The organism is Kribbella sp. NPDC050124, from assembly GCF_044460355.1.
GTDB lineage: Bacteria > Actinomycetota > Actinomycetes > Propionibacteriales > Kribbellaceae > Kribbella.
Map to the genome: position 1 here is coordinate 187,643 of NZ_JBITJU010000009.1, position 18,579 is coordinate 206,221.

An 18,579-nucleotide genomic window follows, 5' to 3' on the forward strand; every position below is an offset into this window, starting at 1 on the left:
CCGTCACGGACGCGGAGCGGGCCGGGAAGGTCGGGCGAATTCGCCCGGTCGGACTGCTCCGGGCACCTGCGTTCGCGCCGATTCTCAAAGGGTTCGAGCCGTACACCAGGGCTGGTCGACGAGCTACGCCCGGCACTGGCTCACCGCGACGCGCTCGGCGAGTTTCCGTACGACTGGCGGCTGTCGGTCGAGTACAACGCTCACCAGTTGGCCAAGTTCGTCGAGCTGCACCTCAAACGCTGGCAGACCCATCCGGACGGCAGCGCGGACGCGAAGGTCGTCCTGGTCGCGCACTCGATGGGCGGACTGGTCGCGCGGTACTTCACCCGGGTCCTCGGCGGCGCGGACGCCGTACGGACGACAGTGACGCTGGGGACGCCGTACTACGGTTCCGTGAAGGCGGCGTACATCTTCAATACCGGGCGGGGCGGACCGGTGCCGCTCCCCCACTCGCGGCTCCGCAAGCTGGTCAAGAACATGCCGGGCCTGCATGACCTGCTGCCGTTCTACAGGTGTGTGGACGACGGGGAGACCGTTCGCTACCTGAGTCCGGAGGACGTGCACTCGCTCGGCGGCGACAAGACCCTTGCGCAGGAATCCGCCGACCGCCACGCCAAGCTGATCGCCGGCCCGCCCGGCAACCTGCGGCTGCTGGTCGGCGGCGAGCAGCCCACGATGCAGAGCCTGTCGTTGGACGGCGCGACGATGACACCGCTGATGCACACGTGCTGGCCCGACCACACCGGCCGGATCCTGCGACGCGAGAATCTCTTCGGCGACGAGACCGTGTTCCGTCGTGCCGCGGCCGCTTTCGATTTGGAAGCACAGGTTCTGGCCCAGACACACGGTGCGCTGCCGGCCGACTCGCACGCCATTGCCAAGGTCCGCGACGTCCTCCTCAACGGGACCGCGGGACCGCCGCTCGGCGTCGGCGAGATCGGCATCGACGTACCGGACGTCGTCTCCACCGCCGAGCCCGTCACGGTGACGGTCCGGAACGCCCGGGCGAGCGGCACCTCGTGCCGGGTCTTCGACGCCTTGAGCCACCGCCAAGTCGCCTGGCCGCCGCTGAGCGGGGACGACGTCCTGACCGCCACTGTCACGCTGTCGCGGCCCGGGGTCTACCGGGTCGAGGTCAAGGGCGGCGGCGCCCCCGCCGTCACACAGCAACTGATGGCGGTCACCCCCGACGACTACGCCCCCGAAGAGGCCGGCGAATGACGAACGACGCGGCCTTCTCGATCTTCGCGGTCCCGATCAGCCAGTACGCCACCGACGGGGACTGGCCGTTCGAGCCAGTGGCGGCAGACACCGACGCCGAGGAGATCGCCGGCCTACTCACCCCGTACGGCGGGGATGCTCACACCTGGCCGCTCGGCGGCGACCGCGATGCGGAGTGGGTACGGCGACAACTGGACAGCTGGGCCGACCGGGACGGTCCGCGGAGCTCGGTCCTGGTCTGGGTGGGGCACGGCGAGTCGAACGGTGCCAAGGCCTGGCTCGCGTCCTTCGGCACCAAGCGCGACCGGATCGGGACCGGCCACAACGCGGCCGAGGTCGCGGCACACCTGGGCGACGAGTGGATCGGCCGGCAGCAGGATGCCGAGGCGTGGACGCTGGTCCTGATCGAGGCGTGCGGCGCCGAACGGTTCGTCGAACTGGTGGCGGCCGAGCTGTTGGTCAACCCGAACCCGCCGAAGCGCTTCGCTCTGCTCGGTGCGGGTGGTGACGGACCGGCGTTCCTGAAGTCGGTGCCGCAGGCGTTGACCGCCGTACTGCGGTCCTACGACAACGACGACGTGATCCGGATCGACGATCTCGTCGGCCGGCTGGAGGACCGGCTCGAGATCGGGCGGGCGATCCGGACCGGTCTCGGCAAGGCCCGCCCGCTGATCCGGCCGCGGGCGCTGAGCCAGGCCGTGACCGCGACGTACGACGTGTACGCCGAGATCAAGGAGTTCATCGCCGGGCTGCCGCCGGATCAGCGCAGCTTCTTCGTGCCCAAGGCGCAGGGCACCGAACTGGGCGAGCACACCTGGTACTTCGAGGGCCGCGGCCGGGAACGTCGCGCGATCGCGGGCTGGCTGGACACGAACCACGCCGGGTTGCTCGCGATCACCGGCCCGGCAGGCTCGGGCAAGTCCGCCGTCTTGGGCAACGTCGTCGTCCACACGAACCCCGAGCTCCGCGAGTTGCTGATCCAGGCCGGGCGGGTCGAGCGGCTGCCGGCTTCGGAGCAGCCCGCTGACAACGTCTTCGACGCCGTCGTCCTGCTGACGGGACTCTCGACCTCCGACGTCGTCGAGCGGGTGGCGGTCGACCTCGGGCTGGACGCACCGGATCCCGCGATGGAGCTCGGCGCGAAGGTCGAAGAGTTGCGTGACGCGATCGAACGCCGTACCGCGCCGCTCACAGTCCTGGTCGACGCGCTGGACGAGGCGCAGGAACCACTCGAGGTGGCGGGGACAGTACTGCGACCCCTCGCGCCGGTGTGCCGGCTTCTGGTCGGCACCCGCCGCTCGACCAACGAGGGGCCGGACCTGCCGGAGCCGGACGACAGCAACCTGCTCGACGCGCTCGGGGAGATCAGTACGGTCACGGTCGGGCTCGACACCGTTGCCGTCGTCAAGTACGTCGAACGCCGGCTGCGGGCCGCCCGTCCGGACCTGCCGGTGGCGGACATCGCGCAGCGGATCGGCGCCCGGAACCGCCACTTCCTGTACGCCAGGCTGGCGGTGCACGAGATCCGCGAACATCCCGGTCAGCTCCCCCGCACCGAGCTCGACGAGCTGCTGGCCCAGGACCACCGCGGGTTGTTCGCGGCCGCCGTACGCCGGCTGTCGGTTGCCGACGACAACTTTCTGCCGCTGCTCGAGGCTCTCGCCCACGCCCGCGGCCGCGGTCTGCCCCGCGCCGACGGCATCTGGGCCACCGCGGCGGCAGCGTTCGGCGGGCACCCGGGCGAGGCCGATCTCGACAACCTCCTGGTCGCGGCCGCGCCGTACGTCATGCTCGACGGCGAGGCCGGTCAGAGCACGTATCGCCTGGCCCACCAGACCTTCGTCGAACACTTCCACGTCCAAGCCGACTACGCCGAGGGCCACCGCAAGATCGCCTCGCAGCTGATGAAGCGCGCCTGGACCGACGCCAACTTCTACGCCGTCCGCTACACCGCGGACCATCTCGTCGTCGATGCGGATCGGACGCCGCCGGACTCCGATGGCCTCGTCGACTTGGTCAGGAACGCCGTATGGCTGCTCCGGGCCATCGAGTTGCTGGGCGTCGACCAGACCTGGCAGACGATCGCGGCGGCGAGAGCGTGGTCCGACCAGGACTCCACGCGTCGCGACGACACTGCGGCGCTGATCAGGTCGGTCTCGACGTTCCAGGCTCCGGACGTGGTCGAGCGCACGCTGCGCCGAAGCAGGATCGCCCTCACCCGCGATCCCGCTCAACTCGCCGGCCAGTTGCACGCGCGACTCAAGGACTACGGCCCCGACACCGGTCCGCTCGGCGAAGAGGTCGGGCGGATCGCCGGGGTCCCGTGGCTCCGCATGGTCGAAGGCAACCTCGGCTGGCAGGCAGACCTCGAGTCGACGTACGGGACCGACGGAAAGGTGCGGGGTCTCGGATTCGGGTACGTCGGGGATCGCCCGACCGTCGCGATCGCGATCGACAAGCGGGTGGTGCTGTGGGATCCGCGGACCGGTGTGCCGGACGTCGCCGCCACGATCGACCTCGGCTCCACGACGACCTCCGTGGCCGTGGCCGGCCTCGACGGGCGCCCCGTCGTCGTCACGGCCGGCTATGACGGTGTGCTCGCGGTGTGGGACGCGCGGACCCGCGACCGGATCGCCGCGGCCGAGGTGCGGATCGCGCACAGCATGGGCGTGGGCCGGCTGAACGACTGCCTCGTCATCGCCGGTGTTCCCCTCGACGGCACGCTGGTGATCGTCGACGCGGTGACTCTGCAGCCGGTCGACGTACCGCCGGGTCTCGAGCAGCGTACGGTGCGTGGCTTCGGTGTCGAGGAGGACGGCACGCTCCTGTTCGTCGCGGTCGAGGAGGAGCCCGGGGCCGGTGAGTACCCGATCCTGCTGCTCGATCCCGGCGGTGCCGAGATCTGGCGAACGGATCCGGTCACCACCAGACGGGGCAGCATGCACGACGTGATGACCGCCGGCCGGATCGGGAGCCTGTTCGTGGTCGTGGCCGGCGTCGGCAACCGGCTGCACTGGTTCACCGCAGGATTCGAGTACGTCGAGCAGACGCCGTACCCCGAGCGCGTCCGGGCCGTCGCGGTCGGCGCGGTCGACGGGCACGGGATCGTGTTGTCGGCCCCGGACAAGGACCACACCGCGATCGTGCAACTGGAGCAGATCGACGACCTGAGCGAGCCGGGCGAGGTGAAGCTGTCCCGCCTCGGCGAACCGGGCGGTGCGACGCACTGGGAAGGCCGGTTCGAGGAGGTGCCGGTGCCGGACGAGCTGGGGCGGAGGCCGTCGCGGGACTGGCGCGGACGCCGGTCGCTCAGGGCGGATCGGCCGGCCGACTGGCCGCAGTTCGTCGCGGCGGAGGGGGAACTGGACGGTGAGCCGGTGCTGGTGACCGGCGCGGTCGAGAGCGCGGCCTGGATCTGGCGGACGAGTCCCACCGGCCCGCTCCGGGCGATCGCGGGGCCGTTCGCGGAACTCCCGTCGTACGTGCTCGAACAGGGCTGGGACCTGCTCGAGGTCAAACCTCCGCTGGAGCCGGTGACGTCGGTGGCCCTGGGCAACCTTCCGGGCCGGGGCGCGGTGGTGGCAACTGCTTGTGGCGGACAGGCGCGGCTGTATTCGGTGACCGACGGTCGACGGATCCAGGGGCCTGCGGACGGCGCGGCGGCGGTCGAGTGCGTGGCGCTTGGCGAGGTCAACAGGCGGACTGTGCTGGTCACCGGGTCCACGAGTGGGAACCTGACCGTCTGGGATCCGGCCGCGGGTACGCGGGTTGCGGGACTGGCGCTGGACCATCCGATTGCGCAGGTGCGGATCGAGGACGACGGGCGAATCGTCCTGCGGACAGCCGGGTCCGGAGACTACGCACTCGAGCTTGTCGAGCCCTAGGAGTGGCCGGCGAGGGTGGCGGCGGCTGCGGCGACTTCGGCGGGGAAGTCTTCTTGGAGGAAGTGTTTGCCGGGGACCGTGGGGATGTCGTCGAGCCGTGCTGCGAGACGGGCTTGTACGCCGTAGGTTCGCAGCGGCAGCGCGGTGTCTTTGCTACCCCACAACACGCCGACGGGGCGCGCACCGGAGCCGACGACCTCCTCGTACAGCCGCCGCTTCTCGGCGGTCCGCTCGAAAGATCGCATGATCCGCAGGAACGCACGGCCGTTGTCATCCCCGAGCAGCAGGCGCACGTACGCGTCGACGGCCTCGGTCGGTACGTCGGAACTGACGCCGATCGTCCGCATCAGCGTGCGGAAGATCGCCGGTACCCGCGTCGCCGTCAACCATGCCTCTCCTGGACCTCGGTGGGCGAAGGGCTCCATCACCCACGGCCGGCGGAAGGTGTCGACGGCAACCATCGTGTTCAGCAGCAGGATGGAACGGACGCGGCCGGGCGCCGCGGCCGCCACCTCGAAGCCGACCGGTCCCCCGATGTCGTGCACCACCAGGTGCACCTGATCCAAGCCCAGCGCATCGAGCGCAGACGTCGCCCATCGACCAAGCCCTGTCCAGGAATAGTCGAAGTCCTCCGGTCGTTCGGCCAACCCCAGCCCGGGCAGATCGAACGCGATCCCCCGCAGCCCACGTCGTGCCAGCTCAGGCACCACTGCGCGGTACAAGAACGACGAAGCCGGCACGCCGTGCAGACAGACAACCGCCTCCGCGTCCGGCGATCCGTCGTCGAGAACGAAGCTCCGCACGCCGCCTGCCGTGAACTCCCGTCCGGCGTCCCGGTGAGCCGCCAGCACTTCATCAACCGTCACGCCATCGCCTCTCTCCTTGTAAGCGCCGGGTAACGCAGCTGGGGTTGACCACAGTGTCGCCCATCCCGTGGACTTGCCACAGGGGTGATCGCGACGTGACGGCTGAGCTGATCGCAGAGGGGCGGGCGGCGCTGCGCGGGGGTGACGCCCTCGCGGCGCGGGCGGTTCTGGAGCGAGCCGAGCCGAGCCCGGAGGTGCTGGAGGTTCTCGCCTCGGCGTCGTTCGTACTGCTCGAGTACGACCGGTCACTGCACGAGATGGAGTCGGCGTACGCCGGCTATCGGGGCGCCGGGGACAGCGCCGGCGCAGCCCGGGTCGCGCGGATGCTCGGCGGGATGCACGGGTCCACTTCCGGCGACTGGGCCGTCGCCAGCGGCTGGATCGCGAGGGCGAAGACCCTGCTGGGTGACGGCTCCGACACCAACGAGGCCGGCTGGGTCGCCCTGACGGAGGGCATGTTCGAGGCCGACCGCACGCGCAAGAACACGGACTTCCAGCGAGCCGTCGAGATCGGCCGCCGTACCGATGACCCGGACCTGGCCTTCGCCGCCGTGGCGTACCTCGGGGCGAGCCTGGTGCACGACGACCGCACCGAGGAGGGCATGCTGCTGCTCGACGAAGCCTGCGCAGCGGTTGCGGGCAGTGAGGTCGACAGCTTCATGGTCGTCGAGGAGATCTTCTGCCAGCTGTTCTCGGCCTGCGAACACGCCCACGACGTACGGCGTGCCGACCAGTGGATCAGGCTCGGCGAGCGGGTCGCCGAGCAGCGCCGGCTGCCCGCGGTGAGCGCTTACTGCCACACCCATTACGGCGGCATTCTCACGGCCGCCGGTCGGTGGCCGGAGGCCGATGCGGCACTCACCGCGGCGGTGCGGCTGTGGGCGCTCGGGCGGCGGACGCTGCAGGCCGGCGCGCTCGCCCGACTGGCCGATCTGCGGATGAAGCAGGGCCGGTACGACGAGGCCGCGGCGCTCCTGGACGGACTGACGGATAACGACTCGGTCCAGCCTCGCGCCGCGCTGCACCTCGCGCGGGGCGAGTACGCCGTCGCAGTCGACCTGCTCGAACACGCCGTACGCCGGGCCGATCCTCGGACCAGCGCGTGCCTGCCGCTGCTCGCGTTGCTCGTCGACGCACAACTGGCCACCGGCAAAGATCCGCAACCAATGATCGAAGCGATGGCGACCTGCGCGGACGAGCACCCGTCGCCGTACGCGAACGCGCTCGTTGCTCTCGCGCGCGGTCGAGCCGGAGATGGTGACCCGAAGCGCTGGCTCCGTGAGGCACTCGACGGCTTCAACCAGTCCCAGCTCCCGCTGGAGGCGAGCCTGTGCCGGCTGGACCTCGCCCGCGCCTGCAGCCAGGACAACCCCGAGGTCGCGGTCGCGGAAGCCCGGAACGCGCTCCGCAGCTTCGAGATGCTCCAAGCGGCGCAGTACGTCGATGCGGCGACCGCCGTACTGCGGCAGCTGGGTCAGAAAGTCCGGCCGCCGGCACCTTCCGGCAACCCGCTCAGCCGCCGGGAGGAAGACGTCCTCCGGTTGCTCGGCGAAGGCTTGTCGAACCCGGAGATCTCCGAGCGGCTGTTCATCAGCCGCAAGACCGTCGAGCACCACGTCGGCAACATCCTGGTCAAGCTCGGCCTGCGCAACCGCGCCGAGGCCGCCGCCTACGCCGTACGCCGGGAACCTGCCCCGAAATAGGGGAGCTCCCCGATACCGGATCCGCCTGCACCGGAGACGGTAGTGACACGTTGTCATCAGGAGGAGCCATGAAGTACGACGCCATCGTCGTCGGAACCCGGGTCGCGGGGGCGCCGACCGCCATGCTGCTGGCACGCAAGGGCTACCGCGTCCTCGCCGTCGACCGCGCGACCTTTCCCAGCGACACGCTGTCGACCCACATCATCCATGCTCCCGGGGTGGCGGCCCTCGCTCGCTGGGGCCTGCTCGATCGGGTGGTCGCCAGCGGATGCCCACCGATCACGCAGTACTCCTTCGACTTCGGACCGGTCGTCATCAACGGGACCACCCGGCCGGTCGACGGCATCGACACCGCGTACGCACCGCGTCGTACGGTCCTGGACAAGATCCTGGTCGACGCTGCCCGCGAGGCCGGAGTCGAAGTACGCGAAGCCTGCAATGTCGACGACGTGCTGATCGAAGACGGCCAGGTGACCGGTGTCCGGATTGGGGACCAGGAGGAGCGTGCGCACCTCGTGATCGGCGCGGACGGCCGCAACAGCAAGGTCGCGAAGGCGGTCGGCGCGCAGGACTACAACACCAAGCCACGACTGCAGTACGCCTACTTCACCTACTTCAGCGGCCTGCCGGTCAGCGGCTTCGAGACCTACATCCGCCCCGACCGCGGCTTCGGCGCCGCCCCGACCAACGACGGGCTCACCATGGTGGTCATGGGCTGGCCGCACGCCGAAGCACAGGCCTTCAAAGCCGATGTCGCCGGCAACTTCTACAAGACCCTCGAACTGGTTCCGTCGTTCGCCGCCCGGCTCGCAGGCGCGCAGCAAGTCGCGCCGTTCCTGGGCGGCTCCCTGCCCGGCTGGTTCCGCAAACCGTACGGCGAGGGCTACGCACTCGTCGGCGATGCCGGCTACAACAAGGACCCGATCACCGCCCAGGGAATCACCGACGCGTTCCACGACGCCGAGCGCTGCAGCCAAGCGATCGACGACTGGCTCGGCGGCGGGAAACCGTTCGACGACGTGATGAGCACCTGGCACCAGGAACGCGACACCCAGGCGATGCCGCTGTACGAGTTCACGTCCCAGCTGGCCACCCTCGAACCGCCGCCGGTGGAGATGCAGCAACTCCTCGCAGCCGCCCACGGCAACCAGGACGCCATGGACGGATTCGTCAGCGTGATCTCCGGCGCACTCTCCCCCGCGCAGTACTTCGCCGACGACAACGTCGGCCGCATCCTCGCCGCCGGGTAGGTGCATCGCGAAAGGCGATGGTCTTCGGTCAGGTCGATCGCTGTCGACTATGCTGTCGCTCGTGGCTGACGTCGAACTGCGCCATCTGCGGACCATGGTCGCCATCGCCGAGGAAGGCACGTTCGGGCGAGCGGCGGCCCGGCTCGGCTACACCCAATCGTCGGTCAGCCAGCAGATCGCCGCCCTCGAGCGGGCCGTCGGTGGCGCCGTCTTCGACCGGCCCGGAGGTCCCAGACCGGTCCGGGTCACTCCCCTCGGCGAGGTCGTTCTGACCCACGGCCGCGATCTGCTCAGGCAGTCGGAGGGGCTGACCGACGCCGTCGACCGCTTCAAGGCAGGCAACGGCCGCATCGACATCGGCACCTTCCAAAGCGTCACCAACCTGATCCTCCCGGCCGTCATCCGCCGACTGCTCGACGAGCACCCCGGCTGCGACATCAGGCTGTACGACGTACAACCCGAGGACCCGCGGATCGCCGATCTCGACCTGTTGTTCTACGACGGGCCTGTCGCCGGCGACGTCGACCAGGTCAAGCTGCTCGACGAGCCCTACCTCCTGGTCGCGAGGGCCGGCAGTTTCCCCGATGGCGCCGTACCGGTGAAGCTGCTCGACGACGCGCCGATGGTCGCCTGGCCGCCCACCTACCACCAAATCTGGTTGGAACGAACGCTCGCCGCCGCGGGCGCCCAACCACGGATCGTGTTCCGGACTCCCGGCCACGAAACGATCATGTCGATGGTGCGCGCGGGCATCGGCTCGGCGGTCCTGCCATGGCTGGCCCTCCACGCCTCCGACGCCTTGACCGACGACCGGCTCAGCATCCACCACCTGCAACCATCGCCTGCCCGCGAGATGTACCTGCACTGGCCGGCCGGATCCTCCCAGTCACCCCTCGCGGCACAAGCGATCAAGATCGCCACCGAGGTCGCAACCAACCTGGCCGAGCAGGCCGTCGCGAGTATGCATCAGCTTCGGACCTAGCCGTGGCCCCCTGGGCGACGGCGACGTGGGTGAGGTGCTTGTGCAGTTCGTTCTCGTTGTCGTGTGTCGGGGTGGCAGCTCCGCGATCGTCCCCATCCCCACGCGATGGTGATTGCGTCCGGTGAGAAGCCACCGAGCAGCCGTACGTTTCGTCGGCGGCTCACTCGATGCGTGCGATCGAGCTCCCCTGCGTCACCGCGGCGTCCTCCGCCGCGAGCAGGCGCACCACACCGCCGACGGGTGCCGTCACGTCGGCCGAGACCTTGTCGACCTGTACCTCGGCGAGCAACTGGCCAGCGGTGACGGTGGCGCCGTCTCCGACGAACCAGGTAGCCACCACTCCCTCCGCGTCCGGCCTTTCCGTCGACAACGCGGGGAAAGGCACGTCGGTCATCCGGCCACCGCGGCGCGCACAGCTTTCTCGATGCGGTCCTGGCGTGGCAGGACCGCGTACTCGAGTGCGTGAGCATACGGGATGGGTACGTCGGGCACCGCGACCCGCTGCACCGGGGCCCGCAGCAGCGTGGGGTCGTGGTCAGCGACGGTGGCGACCACCTCGCCGGACAGACCGAACGAGTGGTAGTCCTCGTCCACGACGACGAGTCGGCCGGTCTTGGCCACCGATGTCAGGATCGCCTCACGGTCCAGGGGCACCAAGCTGCGGAGGTCGAGCACCTCCACGTCGACGCCCGCACCGGCGACACTCTCGGCGACGTCGAGGGCGTGGTGCACTGACAGGGACAGGGTCACGACGGTGACGTCCCTGCCCTCGCGGGCGACCCTCGCCTTGCCGATGGGTACGGCGTAGTCACCTTCGGGCACCTCATCGGTGGAGCGGGCGTTCTTCGCCATCCACGGAAGCCCCATCACGCCCTTGTGGAACATGTAGACGACCGGATTGTCGTCACGGATCGCCGAGGTCATCAGGCCCTTCGCGTCGGCGGGGGTGCTGGGGACTACGACCTTCATGCCCGGCAGGTGCGCGAACGTGCCCCACAGGCACTGCGAGTGCTGCGCGCCGTCGGAGTAGCCCCCGCCGACAGCGGTCGTCAGCACCATCGGGACCTTCACGTTCCCGCCGGACTCGTAGTGGATCTTCGCCATGTGGTTGTAGATCTGGTCCAGGCACACGCCCATGAAGTCGGCGAACATCAGCTCCACGATCGGGCGCATGCCCTCGACCGCGGCGCCGATGCCGAGGCCGATGAAGGCGGTCTCCGAGATCGGGGTGTCGATGACGCGCTGCGGCCCGAACCGCTCGAGCAAGCCGGTGGTCGAACTGAAGATTCCGCCGTAGGCGCCGACGTCCTCGCCCAGGTAGAGCACCGCGGGGTCGCGTTCCATCTCCTGCGCAATGGCCTCGACCATCGCCTTGGACGTGGTCAGCCGACGGCTCGCCCGGGGCGCGGGCGCCGCCGGAGTGTCGATGATCGTCATCGTCGTCTCCTCAGGCGAACACGTAGGACGTGGCCGACGCAGGATCGGGCACAGGGCTGTTCTTGGCGTAGGTGATCGCATCCTCGACGCGCTCGCTCACGGTGTCCTTGATCCGGGCCACGGCGGCGTCGTCGAGGTGGCCGGCCGCGCGCAAGGTCTGCTCGTAGCGCGGGATCGGGTCGTGCGTCGACACGTCGGCGAGTTCGGGGCGGTATCCCTGAGCGTCGCCCTCGAAGTGGCCCCACAGGCGCAGGGTGTGCACCTCGATCAGCGACGGCCCTTGCCCCGCCCTGGCGCGGGCAACGGCACGCTGCGCGGCGCCGTACACGTCCTCGACATCGTTGTCCTCGACCCGCTCGCCCGGGATGCCGTACGCCGCGGCACGGACGGCGTTCGAGCCGATCGCCGTGGACGCTGAGCGCGGCACCGAGATGGCCCAGTCGTTGTCCTCGATCACGAACACCACCGGCAGCGTCCATCGGGCCGCCAGGTTGAGCGATTCGTGGAAACCTCCCTGATTGGCGGCACCCTCACCGGTCACCGCGACAGCGATCTCGCCGCCGCCGCGGCGCTGGAACGCGAACGCCTGCCCCAACGCGGGTGGGTACCCCTCGGCGATGATCCCCGAGCAGGAGAAGTGCGTATCGGGGTCGAACAAGTGCATGTGGCCACCGCGTCCACGGCCGAGACCGGTCTCACGGCCGAAGATCTCCGCGGTCAGCTTCCGCAGGTCCATGCCGTGGGCGATCGCCAAATGGTGCGGGCGATGCGTCGCGGTAACCGCGTCGCCCATGGTCAGGTGTGCGCAAACGCCCGCCGCTACGGGCTCCTGCCCGGCCGACAGGTGCATTTCCCCGGGGACAAGCCCCTTGCCGATGTCGAAGCCGGGTCCCTTGTCGGCGTGGTACTCCCGGAGGATCGCCTCCTCGTAGGTGCGGCACAGAACCATGGTCTCGTAGAGCCCCACCCGCACGGCGGGGTCGATGAAGGTCTCACCCGATTGAGGGCTCGACGTCGAGGGTGCTGCGTGTGTCGTCATCACGGCCTCCAGTGCACGACTCTCCCGCTGGAAACGTTGGCGTGGAGATTGCTGGGCTCAACACCGGCCAGCACGGACATCACACGAGAGGCCGACTGGCCACCTTCGAGCCTAAGCACAGCACCACCGCTACGTCCAGGACGCGACGAAGCGTGCGCCGATGCCTTGGTGGTGCGCTGTCGCCCGCTCTGCCGGAAGCATGCCGATGAGGAGTGAAAATCGAGCCGGGCGTGACGTCGCGCACGACGACGGCGACGCGTGGCGACGTACCCCACCGGTTATCGCGCTGGGCGCAGCTTGATCTGCAGGCCGGGGCGGCGGCGGTGGACGGTCAGGTAGGACAGCCCGGTCGCGCCCGCGGTCAGTGCACGGACCGCGCCGTGAGGCAGCCAGACGAGATTGCCGCTGGCAACTTCTTGGCGACCCTCCGGCGTGCCGAGCGAACCGTCGCCCGCAACGACGACGAGTACGACGTCGAGATCCGGCTCGATGTGAGTCGTGCACGTAGAGGATGTCGACCCGGTCCAGGCCCATGCGAGTGAGTGACTCCTCGACACTCGCGCGGACCCCAGACTCTGAGAGACCGAAGCGGGGCAAGTCACTCAAGTGCATCGACGGCTCCAGGGGTCTCACGAGTGAAGACGAGGCTAGACATCACATGTTTGACCTGTCAATGTGGCTGAATCAGCCAGCACATCAGCACAATACGGTCGAAAGATACGATCTCTGGAGGTAGTCGATGAAGTTCGCCCGCCTGGGTCCCGCCGGCGCGGAGGTGCCCGTCGTCGTGGGCCACGACGGCGTACGCAGCCTCGCCGGACTGACCAAGGACCTCGACGCCGGGTTCTGGGAGTCGGACGGTCCGGCTCGCGTGGCAGCGGCGCTCGCGGCTGGTGAGCTGCCGCTGGTCGAGGACGCCGGCAGCCTGCGGATCGGCGCTCCGATCGCGAAGCCGGGCGCGATCGTCTGCATCGGCATGAACTACGCCGCGCACGCCGCCGAATCCGGCGCCGAGCCCCCGTCGCTCCCGGTCATCTTCTTCAAGGCGCCGAACACACTGGCCGGACCGAACGACCCGGTGACGATCCCGCGCGGCAGCACGAAGACCGACTGGGAGGTCGAGCTCGGTGTGGTGATCGGCAAGCGGGCATCGTACCTCGACTCCCCCGCCGACAGCCTGGACCACGTGGCCGGATTCGTGGTCGCCAACGACCTGTCCGAGCGAGCGTTCCAGCTCGAGGTCTCCGGCGGCCAGTGGAGCAAGGGCAAGATCGCCGCGGGCTTCAGCCCGGTCGGCCCCTGGCTCGTCACGCCCGACGAGGTGGAGCACCAGAAGCTCGGCCTGCGCAGCTTCGTCAACGGCGAGCCACGCCAGGACTCGAACACGGCCGACCAGATCTTCGACGTCGCCACCGTCATCCACCACCTGAGCCAGTACATGGTGCTCGACCCCGGCGACCTGATCATGACCGGGACGCCAGAGGGAGTCGCGCTGTCCGGCCGGTTCCCGTACCTGCAACCGGGCGACGTGGTCGAGGTTGAGATCGACGGGCTGGGTCGCCAGCGTCAGGAGTACCTCGCGTACGGGGCCGGCCAGTGAGCGCCGGAGGAGAGTTCGCCGACCTGGTCGCGATCGTCACGGGCGGTGGTTCGGGCATTGGCGCAGCGGTCGTCCAGGAGCTCACCGCCCGCGGGGCTCGGGTGGCGGCGATCGACCTCGACCCGTCGAACGTTCCGGCCGAGGTGCTGGGAATCAAGGCCGACGTGACCGACGACGAGAGCGTCCAGGCGGCGGTCAGGCAGACCGCTGAGGCCTACGGCCGGATCGATGTGGTGGTCAACAACGCCGGCGTCGGCGCGCAAGGCACCGTCGAGGACAACCCGGACGACCAGTGGCACCAGGTGTTCGACGTCAACGTGATGGGCGCGGTCCGGGTCAGCCGGGCCGCCCTCCCCTACCTGCGGAAGTCGCCGGCTGCCGCGATCGTGAACGTCGCGTCGGTCGCCGCGACCACCGGCATTCCGCAGCGCGCGCTGTACTCGACCACGAAGGGAGCGGTGCAGTCGCTGACCCTGGCGATGGCCGCCGACCACCTCCGCGAAGGCGTCCGGGTCAACTGCGTCAACCCCGGCACGGCCGACACTCCCTGGGTCCAGCGTCTGCTCGACGCCGCTCCGGATCCCCAGGCTGAGCGGGCCGCACTCGACGCCCGGCAGCCGCACGGCCGGCTGGTGTCGGCCGAGGAGGTCGCCCTCGCGGTCGTCTACCTGGCCGGGCCGTCCTCGGGCTCGACAGCGGGTACGGCGCTGGCCGTCGACGGCGGCATGGCTACGCTGCGACTGCGCCCGAGCAACTGAGCAATCTGAGCAACCTGAGCAAGCCGAGCAACTCGAGCAATGAGCAGCCCGAGCAACTGAGCTGAGGAGTCGGATGGCCCTGACCGACGTCGCGATCGAGAAGATCAAGGCGATGATCCTCGACGGCCGCCTCAAACCCGGCGACCGGCTGCCGCGCGAGGCCGACCTCGCCGAACAGCTCGGCATCTCGCGCAGCCCGCTGCGGGAAGCGGTCAGCGTGCTGTCGATGTTGCGCATCCTCGACGTCCGCCGGGGCGACGGCACCTACGTGACCAGCCTGTCGCCCGACCTGCTGCTGGAGACGATCAGCTTCATCATCGACTTCCACCAGGACTCGAGCATCCTCGACCTGTTCGAACTGCGCCGTGCCCTCGAACCGATGGCGGCCGAGAAGGCAGCGCTCCTGATGAGCGACGACGACGTGGCCCAGCTGCTCGCGCTGACCGAGGCTGTCGATGCAGACAGCCCGGTCGGCGACGTGGTGGCGAACGACCTCGAGTTCCATCACCGCATCGCCGCGGCGGCGGGCAACCCGGTGCTGTGCTCCTTCGTCGACAGCGTCGCCGGCCGAACCCAGCAGGCCCGGATCTGGCGCGGCGTCACCCAGGAAGACTCCTTCGCGCAGACGCAGCGTGAGCACCGCGCGATCGCCCTCGCGATCCGCGAACGGCAGCCCAGCGTCGCCGCCGCGCTCTCGCTGTCCCACGTCGCCGGCATCGAGAACTGGATCCGCCGCAACCTGTCCTAGCGAGCTCAGGCCCTGATGAACCGTGGGGTGCGCTTCTCGGCGAACGCCGCTCGCCCCTCGGCGGCGTCGTGGGTGGCGAAGCAAACTGTCTGGAGATCGCGCTCGTACGCCACCGCCTGGTCGAGTGGCAGGTTGTAGGCAGCCGCGAGGTTGGCCTTGGCGGTCTCGACGGCGATCGGCGCGCGGGAGGCGATCGTCGCGGCCAGGTCCAGGGCACGAGGTAGCAGTTCCGCCGGCTCCAGCACCTCGCTGACCAGCCCCCAGCTCAGCGCCCGCGCCGCGTCGATCGGGTCGCCGGTCATCAGCATCAGCGCGGTGTTGCTCGGACCGATCGACCGCGTCAGCAGCGCTGACGTCCCGCCGCCGCCGATCCAGCCCAGCTTGACCTCTGCCGCCGCGAAGCTCGCGGTCGTCGACGCGAGCCGGATGTCGCAGATGAGGGCGGTCTCGAGGCCCCCGCCGAGCGCATACCCGTTGACAGCGGCGATCACCGGCTTGCGCAGAACCTTGAGCGAGTCGCAGTAGTCCTCACGGTTCCGGAAGTCCCACGGGGTGACGTACTTGTCGAGCTCGCGGATGTCCGACCCGGCACTGAACGCGCGCCCGGACCCGGTCAGCACGACCGCGCGGATGTCGTCGGACTCGTTGCAGTAGCCGGCCGCCGTGACCAACGCGGCGGACATCTCCGCAGTGACAGCGTTCAGCTTGGCCGGCCGATTGAGGGTGATGACCGCGACGTGCCGGTGCTGCTCGAAGAGCACGTCCTCGGTGCCAAGGTCGATCATGCCGAAATCCCTTCTACGACCCGACGGTGCGCGGCGCCGATCCGGTCCAGTCCCACGGTGACCGGCACCACGCCGGACACGACCTCACGGACCACCTCGCTCGCTTCGGACTGGAAGCCGACGTACCCGGGGAACCGTGGCCGGATCCAGGCCGACCTGATCGTCGGCAGGGTCGCCTGGTAGAAGTCCGACACCGGCTCGTTGACCCGGTCCGACAGCCACGCGCTCAATCGGGCGGGTTGCCCGGAGTGCGCCGGAACAAAGGCTTCCTGCGCAGTTGCCGACAGCAACCACTGCAGATGGTGGAGGAGCTCCGGCGTGACAACACAGCGCGTGGTGATCGCCAGTCCCGTGCCGCCGATCGTCGAACCGGGTCGCGCCCCCAGCCGCTCACTCGGCGCGCCGGTGAACGTCACCCGGCGATCCAGCGTGATCGAGGCGTAGTTCATGTACCCGTACACGAGCGGGCAGTGCGCCACCGTGTCGTCCGAGATCATGTCGTCGAGCAGCCCGATCGGATCCAGCGCCAGCGAGTGCCTCGGGGCGCGCGAGGTCAGCTCTCTCATCAACTCGAGCGCCCGGCTCTTGGTCTCAGTCGGCACGAACCGCTCCGGCTCCTCGCCCAGCGCGACACAGATCGACGCGAAGGTCAGGAACGCGTGCGGCCCGGCCAGCGACAGTGCCACCGGTGCGTGACGCGACAACTCCACCACCTCGGACCACAGCCGCGGCGGCGCGCCCACGAGGTCGACCCGGGTCGCGGCCACCTGCGTCGCGGCATCCAGCGGCCACGCCCACAGCCTGCCGTTCATCCGGTACGACGCCACGCTCGGCCCCACGAACTCCGCGTCGACGAGCTCGTCGAGCGGCTGGAGGCAGCCGTGCCGGATCGCGTCGCCGAGATGTGGATGGTCCAGCACGATGACGTCGTAATGCTCGGCCAACTGCTCGATCGGCGTGGATTCGAAGCCGCTCAGCGGATGCACGTCCCAGGTCAGGTCGAGCCCGCTGGCTCGAGCGGCGGCGATCAGCGCGTCGCGGCCCCGCGGGTGATCCCAGGTGAGCCCGCGGTACGACGGACGTCCCATCACCGCACCGGATCCGGCAGCAAGGTCTCGCTGACGGCGCCGGCGGCCAGGAGTTTCGCGATCTCGTCCGGCGTGAACCCGGCCTCACCGAGCACCTCGCTGGTGTGCTCACCGACCAGCGGCGCACCGCGCTCGACGGTGGCCGGCGTCTTGGTGAAGGTGTAGGGGAAGCCCGGCGTCTTCACCCGGCCCTCGGTCGGATGATCGTATTCCACGAACGTGCCGTTGTGCCGGATCTGCGGATCGTTGACGAGCTGCTCGTAGTCGTAGACCGGCCCGCACCAGATCCCGGCCGCGGTCAGGTCGGCCAGCCACTCCTCGGTCGTCCGGGACAGCAACCGGTCGGCGGTCCGGCGGAAGATCTCGTCTCGATGCGTCCAGCCGTGCACCTCGGAGTCCAGCTCCAGGAAGGTGTCCTCGCCGATCACCCGACCCAGCGTCGGCAGGTCCGGCATCGCCAGCGCGAGGAACCCGTCAGCGGTCTTGAAGGTCCCGTACGGCGCTCTGATGTAAACGTGAGCGTGTGGCTCGGAGCCTCGCTGCTGGGGTACTCCGCCCGCCGTGAACACCGACAGCTCCTGCATCTGCAGCGTGGTGATCGCGTCCAGCATGTTCACCTTGACCAGTTGCCCTTCACCGGTCCGCTCGCGATGCAGCAGGGCAGCCAGGACCGCCTCGAAGGCCGTCGACGCGGTGACCGCGTCGACGAGGTACTGCCCGGCGGGCTGGGGTGGTTCGCCGTGCCGGCCGCTCGACAGCATCGCGCCGGACTTTGCCTGCAGCAACAAGTCCTGTCCGGGCAGGTTGCGGTGCGGACCGTCCTCGCCGTACCCGGACATCGAGATGTACACCAGCCGCGGGTTGATCGCGGACAGCGTCGCGTAGTCGACCCCGAGCCGCTCGGCCACGCCTGGGCGGTAGTTCTGCAGGAACACATCGGCGGTCTCGACCAGGCGGAGGAGCACCTGCTTGCCTTCGGTGGACTTCAGATCGACGGCGAGCGAGCGCTTGTTCCGGTTCAGCGACAGGAAGGACACGTTGATCGCGCTGCCCTGTGCTCCGCCGGCGGCGGCGTGCCGCTGCCACTCGCCGGTCACCGGCTCGACCTTGACCACGTCGGCGCCGAGGTCACCGAGGCGCTGAGCGGCGAACGGGCCGGCCATCGCGATCGAGCAGTCGAGCACGCGGTACCCGTCCAGGATGCGGTGAGTCATCGAG

At 69.5% G+C, this 18,579-nt stretch carries 16 protein-coding genes; 8 read left to right on the forward strand and 8 right to left on the reverse strand.

Going from position 1 to position 18,579, the window contains the following annotated elements:
• Nucleotides 1-135: 135 nt before the first annotated feature.
• Both ACIBL3_RS22355 and ACIBL3_RS22360 read left to right on the forward strand, forming a co-directional pair.
• A complete protein-coding gene (locus ACIBL3_RS22355; protein ID WP_396355544.1) occupies nt 136-1,221 on the forward strand; it encodes an esterase/lipase family protein in 1,086 nt (361 codons plus the stop codon).
• Entirely contained in the window at nt 1,218-5,105 is a 3,888-nt protein-coding gene (locus ACIBL3_RS22360) for a hypothetical protein (RefSeq protein ID WP_396355439.1), read from the forward strand. The genes ACIBL3_RS22355 and ACIBL3_RS22360 overlap by 4 nt, the downstream gene beginning before the upstream one ends.
• Here ACIBL3_RS22360 and ACIBL3_RS22365 read toward each other — a convergent pair.
• Nucleotides 5,102-5,971 (reverse strand): alpha/beta fold hydrolase, encoded by an 870-nt coding sequence (locus tag ACIBL3_RS22365; protein WP_396355440.1) that lies wholly within the window; start codon nt 5,969-5,971, stop codon nt 5,102-5,104. The two genes, ACIBL3_RS22360 and ACIBL3_RS22365, sit on opposite strands and share 4 nt — an antisense overlap.
• Before the next feature lie 95 nt (nt 5,972-6,066).
• On the opposite strand from ACIBL3_RS22365, the gene ACIBL3_RS22370 reads away from it, so the two are divergent.
• The 3 genes from ACIBL3_RS22370 (at nt 6,067) to ACIBL3_RS22380 (ending at nt 9,906) form a co-directional block, all read left to right on the forward strand.
• On the forward strand, nt 6,067-7,674 hold the full coding sequence (locus ACIBL3_RS22370; protein ID WP_396355441.1) for a LuxR C-terminal-related transcriptional regulator: 1,608 nt from the start codon (nt 6,067-6,069) through the stop codon (nt 7,672-7,674).
• Between the two features lie 68 nt (nt 7,675-7,742).
• Complete coding sequence (locus tag ACIBL3_RS22375; RefSeq protein ID WP_396355442.1) at nt 7,743-8,924, forward strand: NAD(P)/FAD-dependent oxidoreductase; 1,182 nt, start codon at nt 7,743-7,745, stop codon at nt 8,922-8,924.
• Nucleotides 8,925-8,985: 61 nt separating this feature from the next.
• Nucleotides 8,986-9,906, forward strand: coding sequence for a LysR family transcriptional regulator (locus ACIBL3_RS22380; protein WP_396355443.1), 921 nt, complete (start codon nt 8,986-8,988; stop codon nt 9,904-9,906).
• Nucleotides 9,907-10,066: 160 nt separating this feature from the next.
• Here ACIBL3_RS22380 and ACIBL3_RS22385 read toward each other — a convergent pair whose 3' ends face one another.
• The 4 genes from ACIBL3_RS22385 to ACIBL3_RS22400 all read right to left on the reverse strand — a co-directional run bounded on the left by ACIBL3_RS22385 (nt 10,067) and on the right by ACIBL3_RS22400 (nt 12,939).
• Nucleotides 10,067-10,300, reverse strand: a complete 234-nt coding sequence (locus ACIBL3_RS22385) for a lipoyl domain-containing protein (protein WP_396355444.1) — start codon at nt 10,298-10,300, stop codon at nt 10,067-10,069.
• Entirely contained in the window at nt 10,297-11,343 is a 1,047-nt protein-coding gene (locus ACIBL3_RS22390) for an alpha-ketoacid dehydrogenase subunit beta (protein ID WP_396355445.1), read from the reverse strand. Before ACIBL3_RS22390 ends, ACIBL3_RS22385 begins: the two co-directional genes overlap by 4 nt.
• A gap of 10 nt (nt 11,344-11,353) precedes the next feature.
• The gene (locus ACIBL3_RS22395; protein ID WP_396355446.1) at nt 11,354-12,382 is read right to left on the reverse strand and encodes a thiamine pyrophosphate-dependent dehydrogenase E1 component subunit alpha; all 1,029 of its coding nucleotides are present in this window, start codon (nt 12,380-12,382) and stop codon (nt 11,354-11,356) included.
• A 278-nt stretch (nt 12,383-12,660) separates the two neighbouring features.
• Complete coding sequence (locus ACIBL3_RS22400) at nt 12,661-12,939, reverse strand: hypothetical protein (RefSeq protein WP_396355447.1); 279 nt, start codon at nt 12,937-12,939, stop codon at nt 12,661-12,663.
• Nucleotides 12,940-13,121: 182 nt separating this feature from the next.
• Between ACIBL3_RS22400 and ACIBL3_RS22405 the strand changes: the two genes are divergently transcribed.
• The 3 genes from ACIBL3_RS22405 to ACIBL3_RS22415 all read left to right on the forward strand — a co-directional run bounded on the left by ACIBL3_RS22405 (nt 13,122) and on the right by ACIBL3_RS22415 (nt 15,488).
• On the forward strand, nt 13,122-13,982 hold the full coding sequence (locus ACIBL3_RS22405; RefSeq protein ID WP_396355448.1) for a fumarylacetoacetate hydrolase family protein: 861 nt from the start codon (nt 13,122-13,124) through the stop codon (nt 13,980-13,982).
• Entirely contained in the window at nt 13,979-14,740 is a 762-nt protein-coding gene (locus tag ACIBL3_RS22410) for an SDR family NAD(P)-dependent oxidoreductase (RefSeq protein WP_396355449.1), read from the forward strand. The genes ACIBL3_RS22405 and ACIBL3_RS22410 overlap by 4 nt, the downstream gene beginning before the upstream one ends.
• A 73-nt stretch (nt 14,741-14,813) precedes the next feature.
• Nucleotides 14,814-15,488 (forward strand): FadR/GntR family transcriptional regulator, encoded by a 675-nt coding sequence (locus tag ACIBL3_RS22415; protein ID WP_396355450.1) that lies wholly within the window; start codon nt 14,814-14,816, stop codon nt 15,486-15,488.
• A gap of 5 nt (nt 15,489-15,493) precedes the next feature.
• Here ACIBL3_RS22415 and ACIBL3_RS22420 read toward each other — a convergent pair whose 3' ends face one another.
• From ACIBL3_RS22420 to ACIBL3_RS22430, 3 genes are read right to left on the reverse strand one after another with little or no spacing between them, the layout of a single operon-like run.
• Nucleotides 15,494-16,273, reverse strand: coding sequence for an enoyl-CoA hydratase/isomerase family protein (locus ACIBL3_RS22420; protein WP_396355451.1), 780 nt, complete (start codon nt 16,271-16,273; stop codon nt 15,494-15,496).
• Nucleotides 16,270-17,361, reverse strand: a complete 1,092-nt coding sequence (locus ACIBL3_RS22425) for a hypothetical protein (RefSeq protein WP_396355452.1) — start codon at nt 17,359-17,361, stop codon at nt 16,270-16,272. The genes ACIBL3_RS22420 and ACIBL3_RS22425 overlap by 4 nt, the downstream gene beginning before the upstream one ends.
• A complete protein-coding gene (locus tag ACIBL3_RS22430) occupies nt 17,361-18,575 on the reverse strand; it encodes a CaiB/BaiF CoA transferase family protein (RefSeq protein ID WP_396355453.1) in 1,215 nt (404 codons plus the stop codon). Before ACIBL3_RS22430 ends, ACIBL3_RS22425 begins: the two co-directional genes overlap by 1 nt.
• Between the last annotated feature and the right edge of the window lie 4 nt (nt 18,576-18,579).

Bases quoted from the DNA above. Each gene is read 5' to 3' on its own strand.
- ACIBL3_RS22425 (WP_396355452.1), bottom strand. From the start codon at position 17,361: ATGGGACGTCCGTCGTACCGCGGGCTCACCTGGGATCACCCGCGGGGC.
- ACIBL3_RS22405 (WP_396355448.1), top strand. From the start codon at position 13,122: ATGAAGTTCGCCCGCCTGGGTCCCGCCGGCGCGGAGGTGCCCGTCGTC.
- ACIBL3_RS22360 (WP_396355439.1), top strand. From the start codon at position 1,218: ATGACGAACGACGCGGCCTTCTCGATCTTCGCGGTCCCGATCAGCCAG.
- ACIBL3_RS22395 (WP_396355446.1), bottom strand. From the start codon at position 12,382: ATGACGACACACGCAGCACCCTCGACGTCGAGCCCTCAATCGGGTGAG.
- ACIBL3_RS22415 (WP_396355450.1), top strand. From the start codon at position 14,814: ATGGCCCTGACCGACGTCGCGATCGAGAAGATCAAGGCGATGATCCTC.
- ACIBL3_RS22390 (WP_396355445.1), bottom strand. From the start codon at position 11,343: ATGACGATCATCGACACTCCGGCGGCGCCCGCGCCCCGGGCGAGCCGT.
- ACIBL3_RS22420 (WP_396355451.1), bottom strand. From the start codon at position 16,273: ATGATCGACCTTGGCACCGAGGACGTGCTCTTCGAGCAGCACCGGCAC.
- ACIBL3_RS22375 (WP_396355442.1), top strand. From the start codon at position 7,743: ATGAAGTACGACGCCATCGTCGTCGGAACCCGGGTCGCGGGGGCGCCG.
- ACIBL3_RS22385 (WP_396355444.1), bottom strand. From the start codon at position 10,300: ATGACCGACGTGCCTTTCCCCGCGTTGTCGACGGAAAGGCCGGACGCG.
- ACIBL3_RS22430 (WP_396355453.1), bottom strand. From the start codon at position 18,575: ATGACTCACCGCATCCTGGACGGGTACCGCGTGCTCGACTGCTCGATC.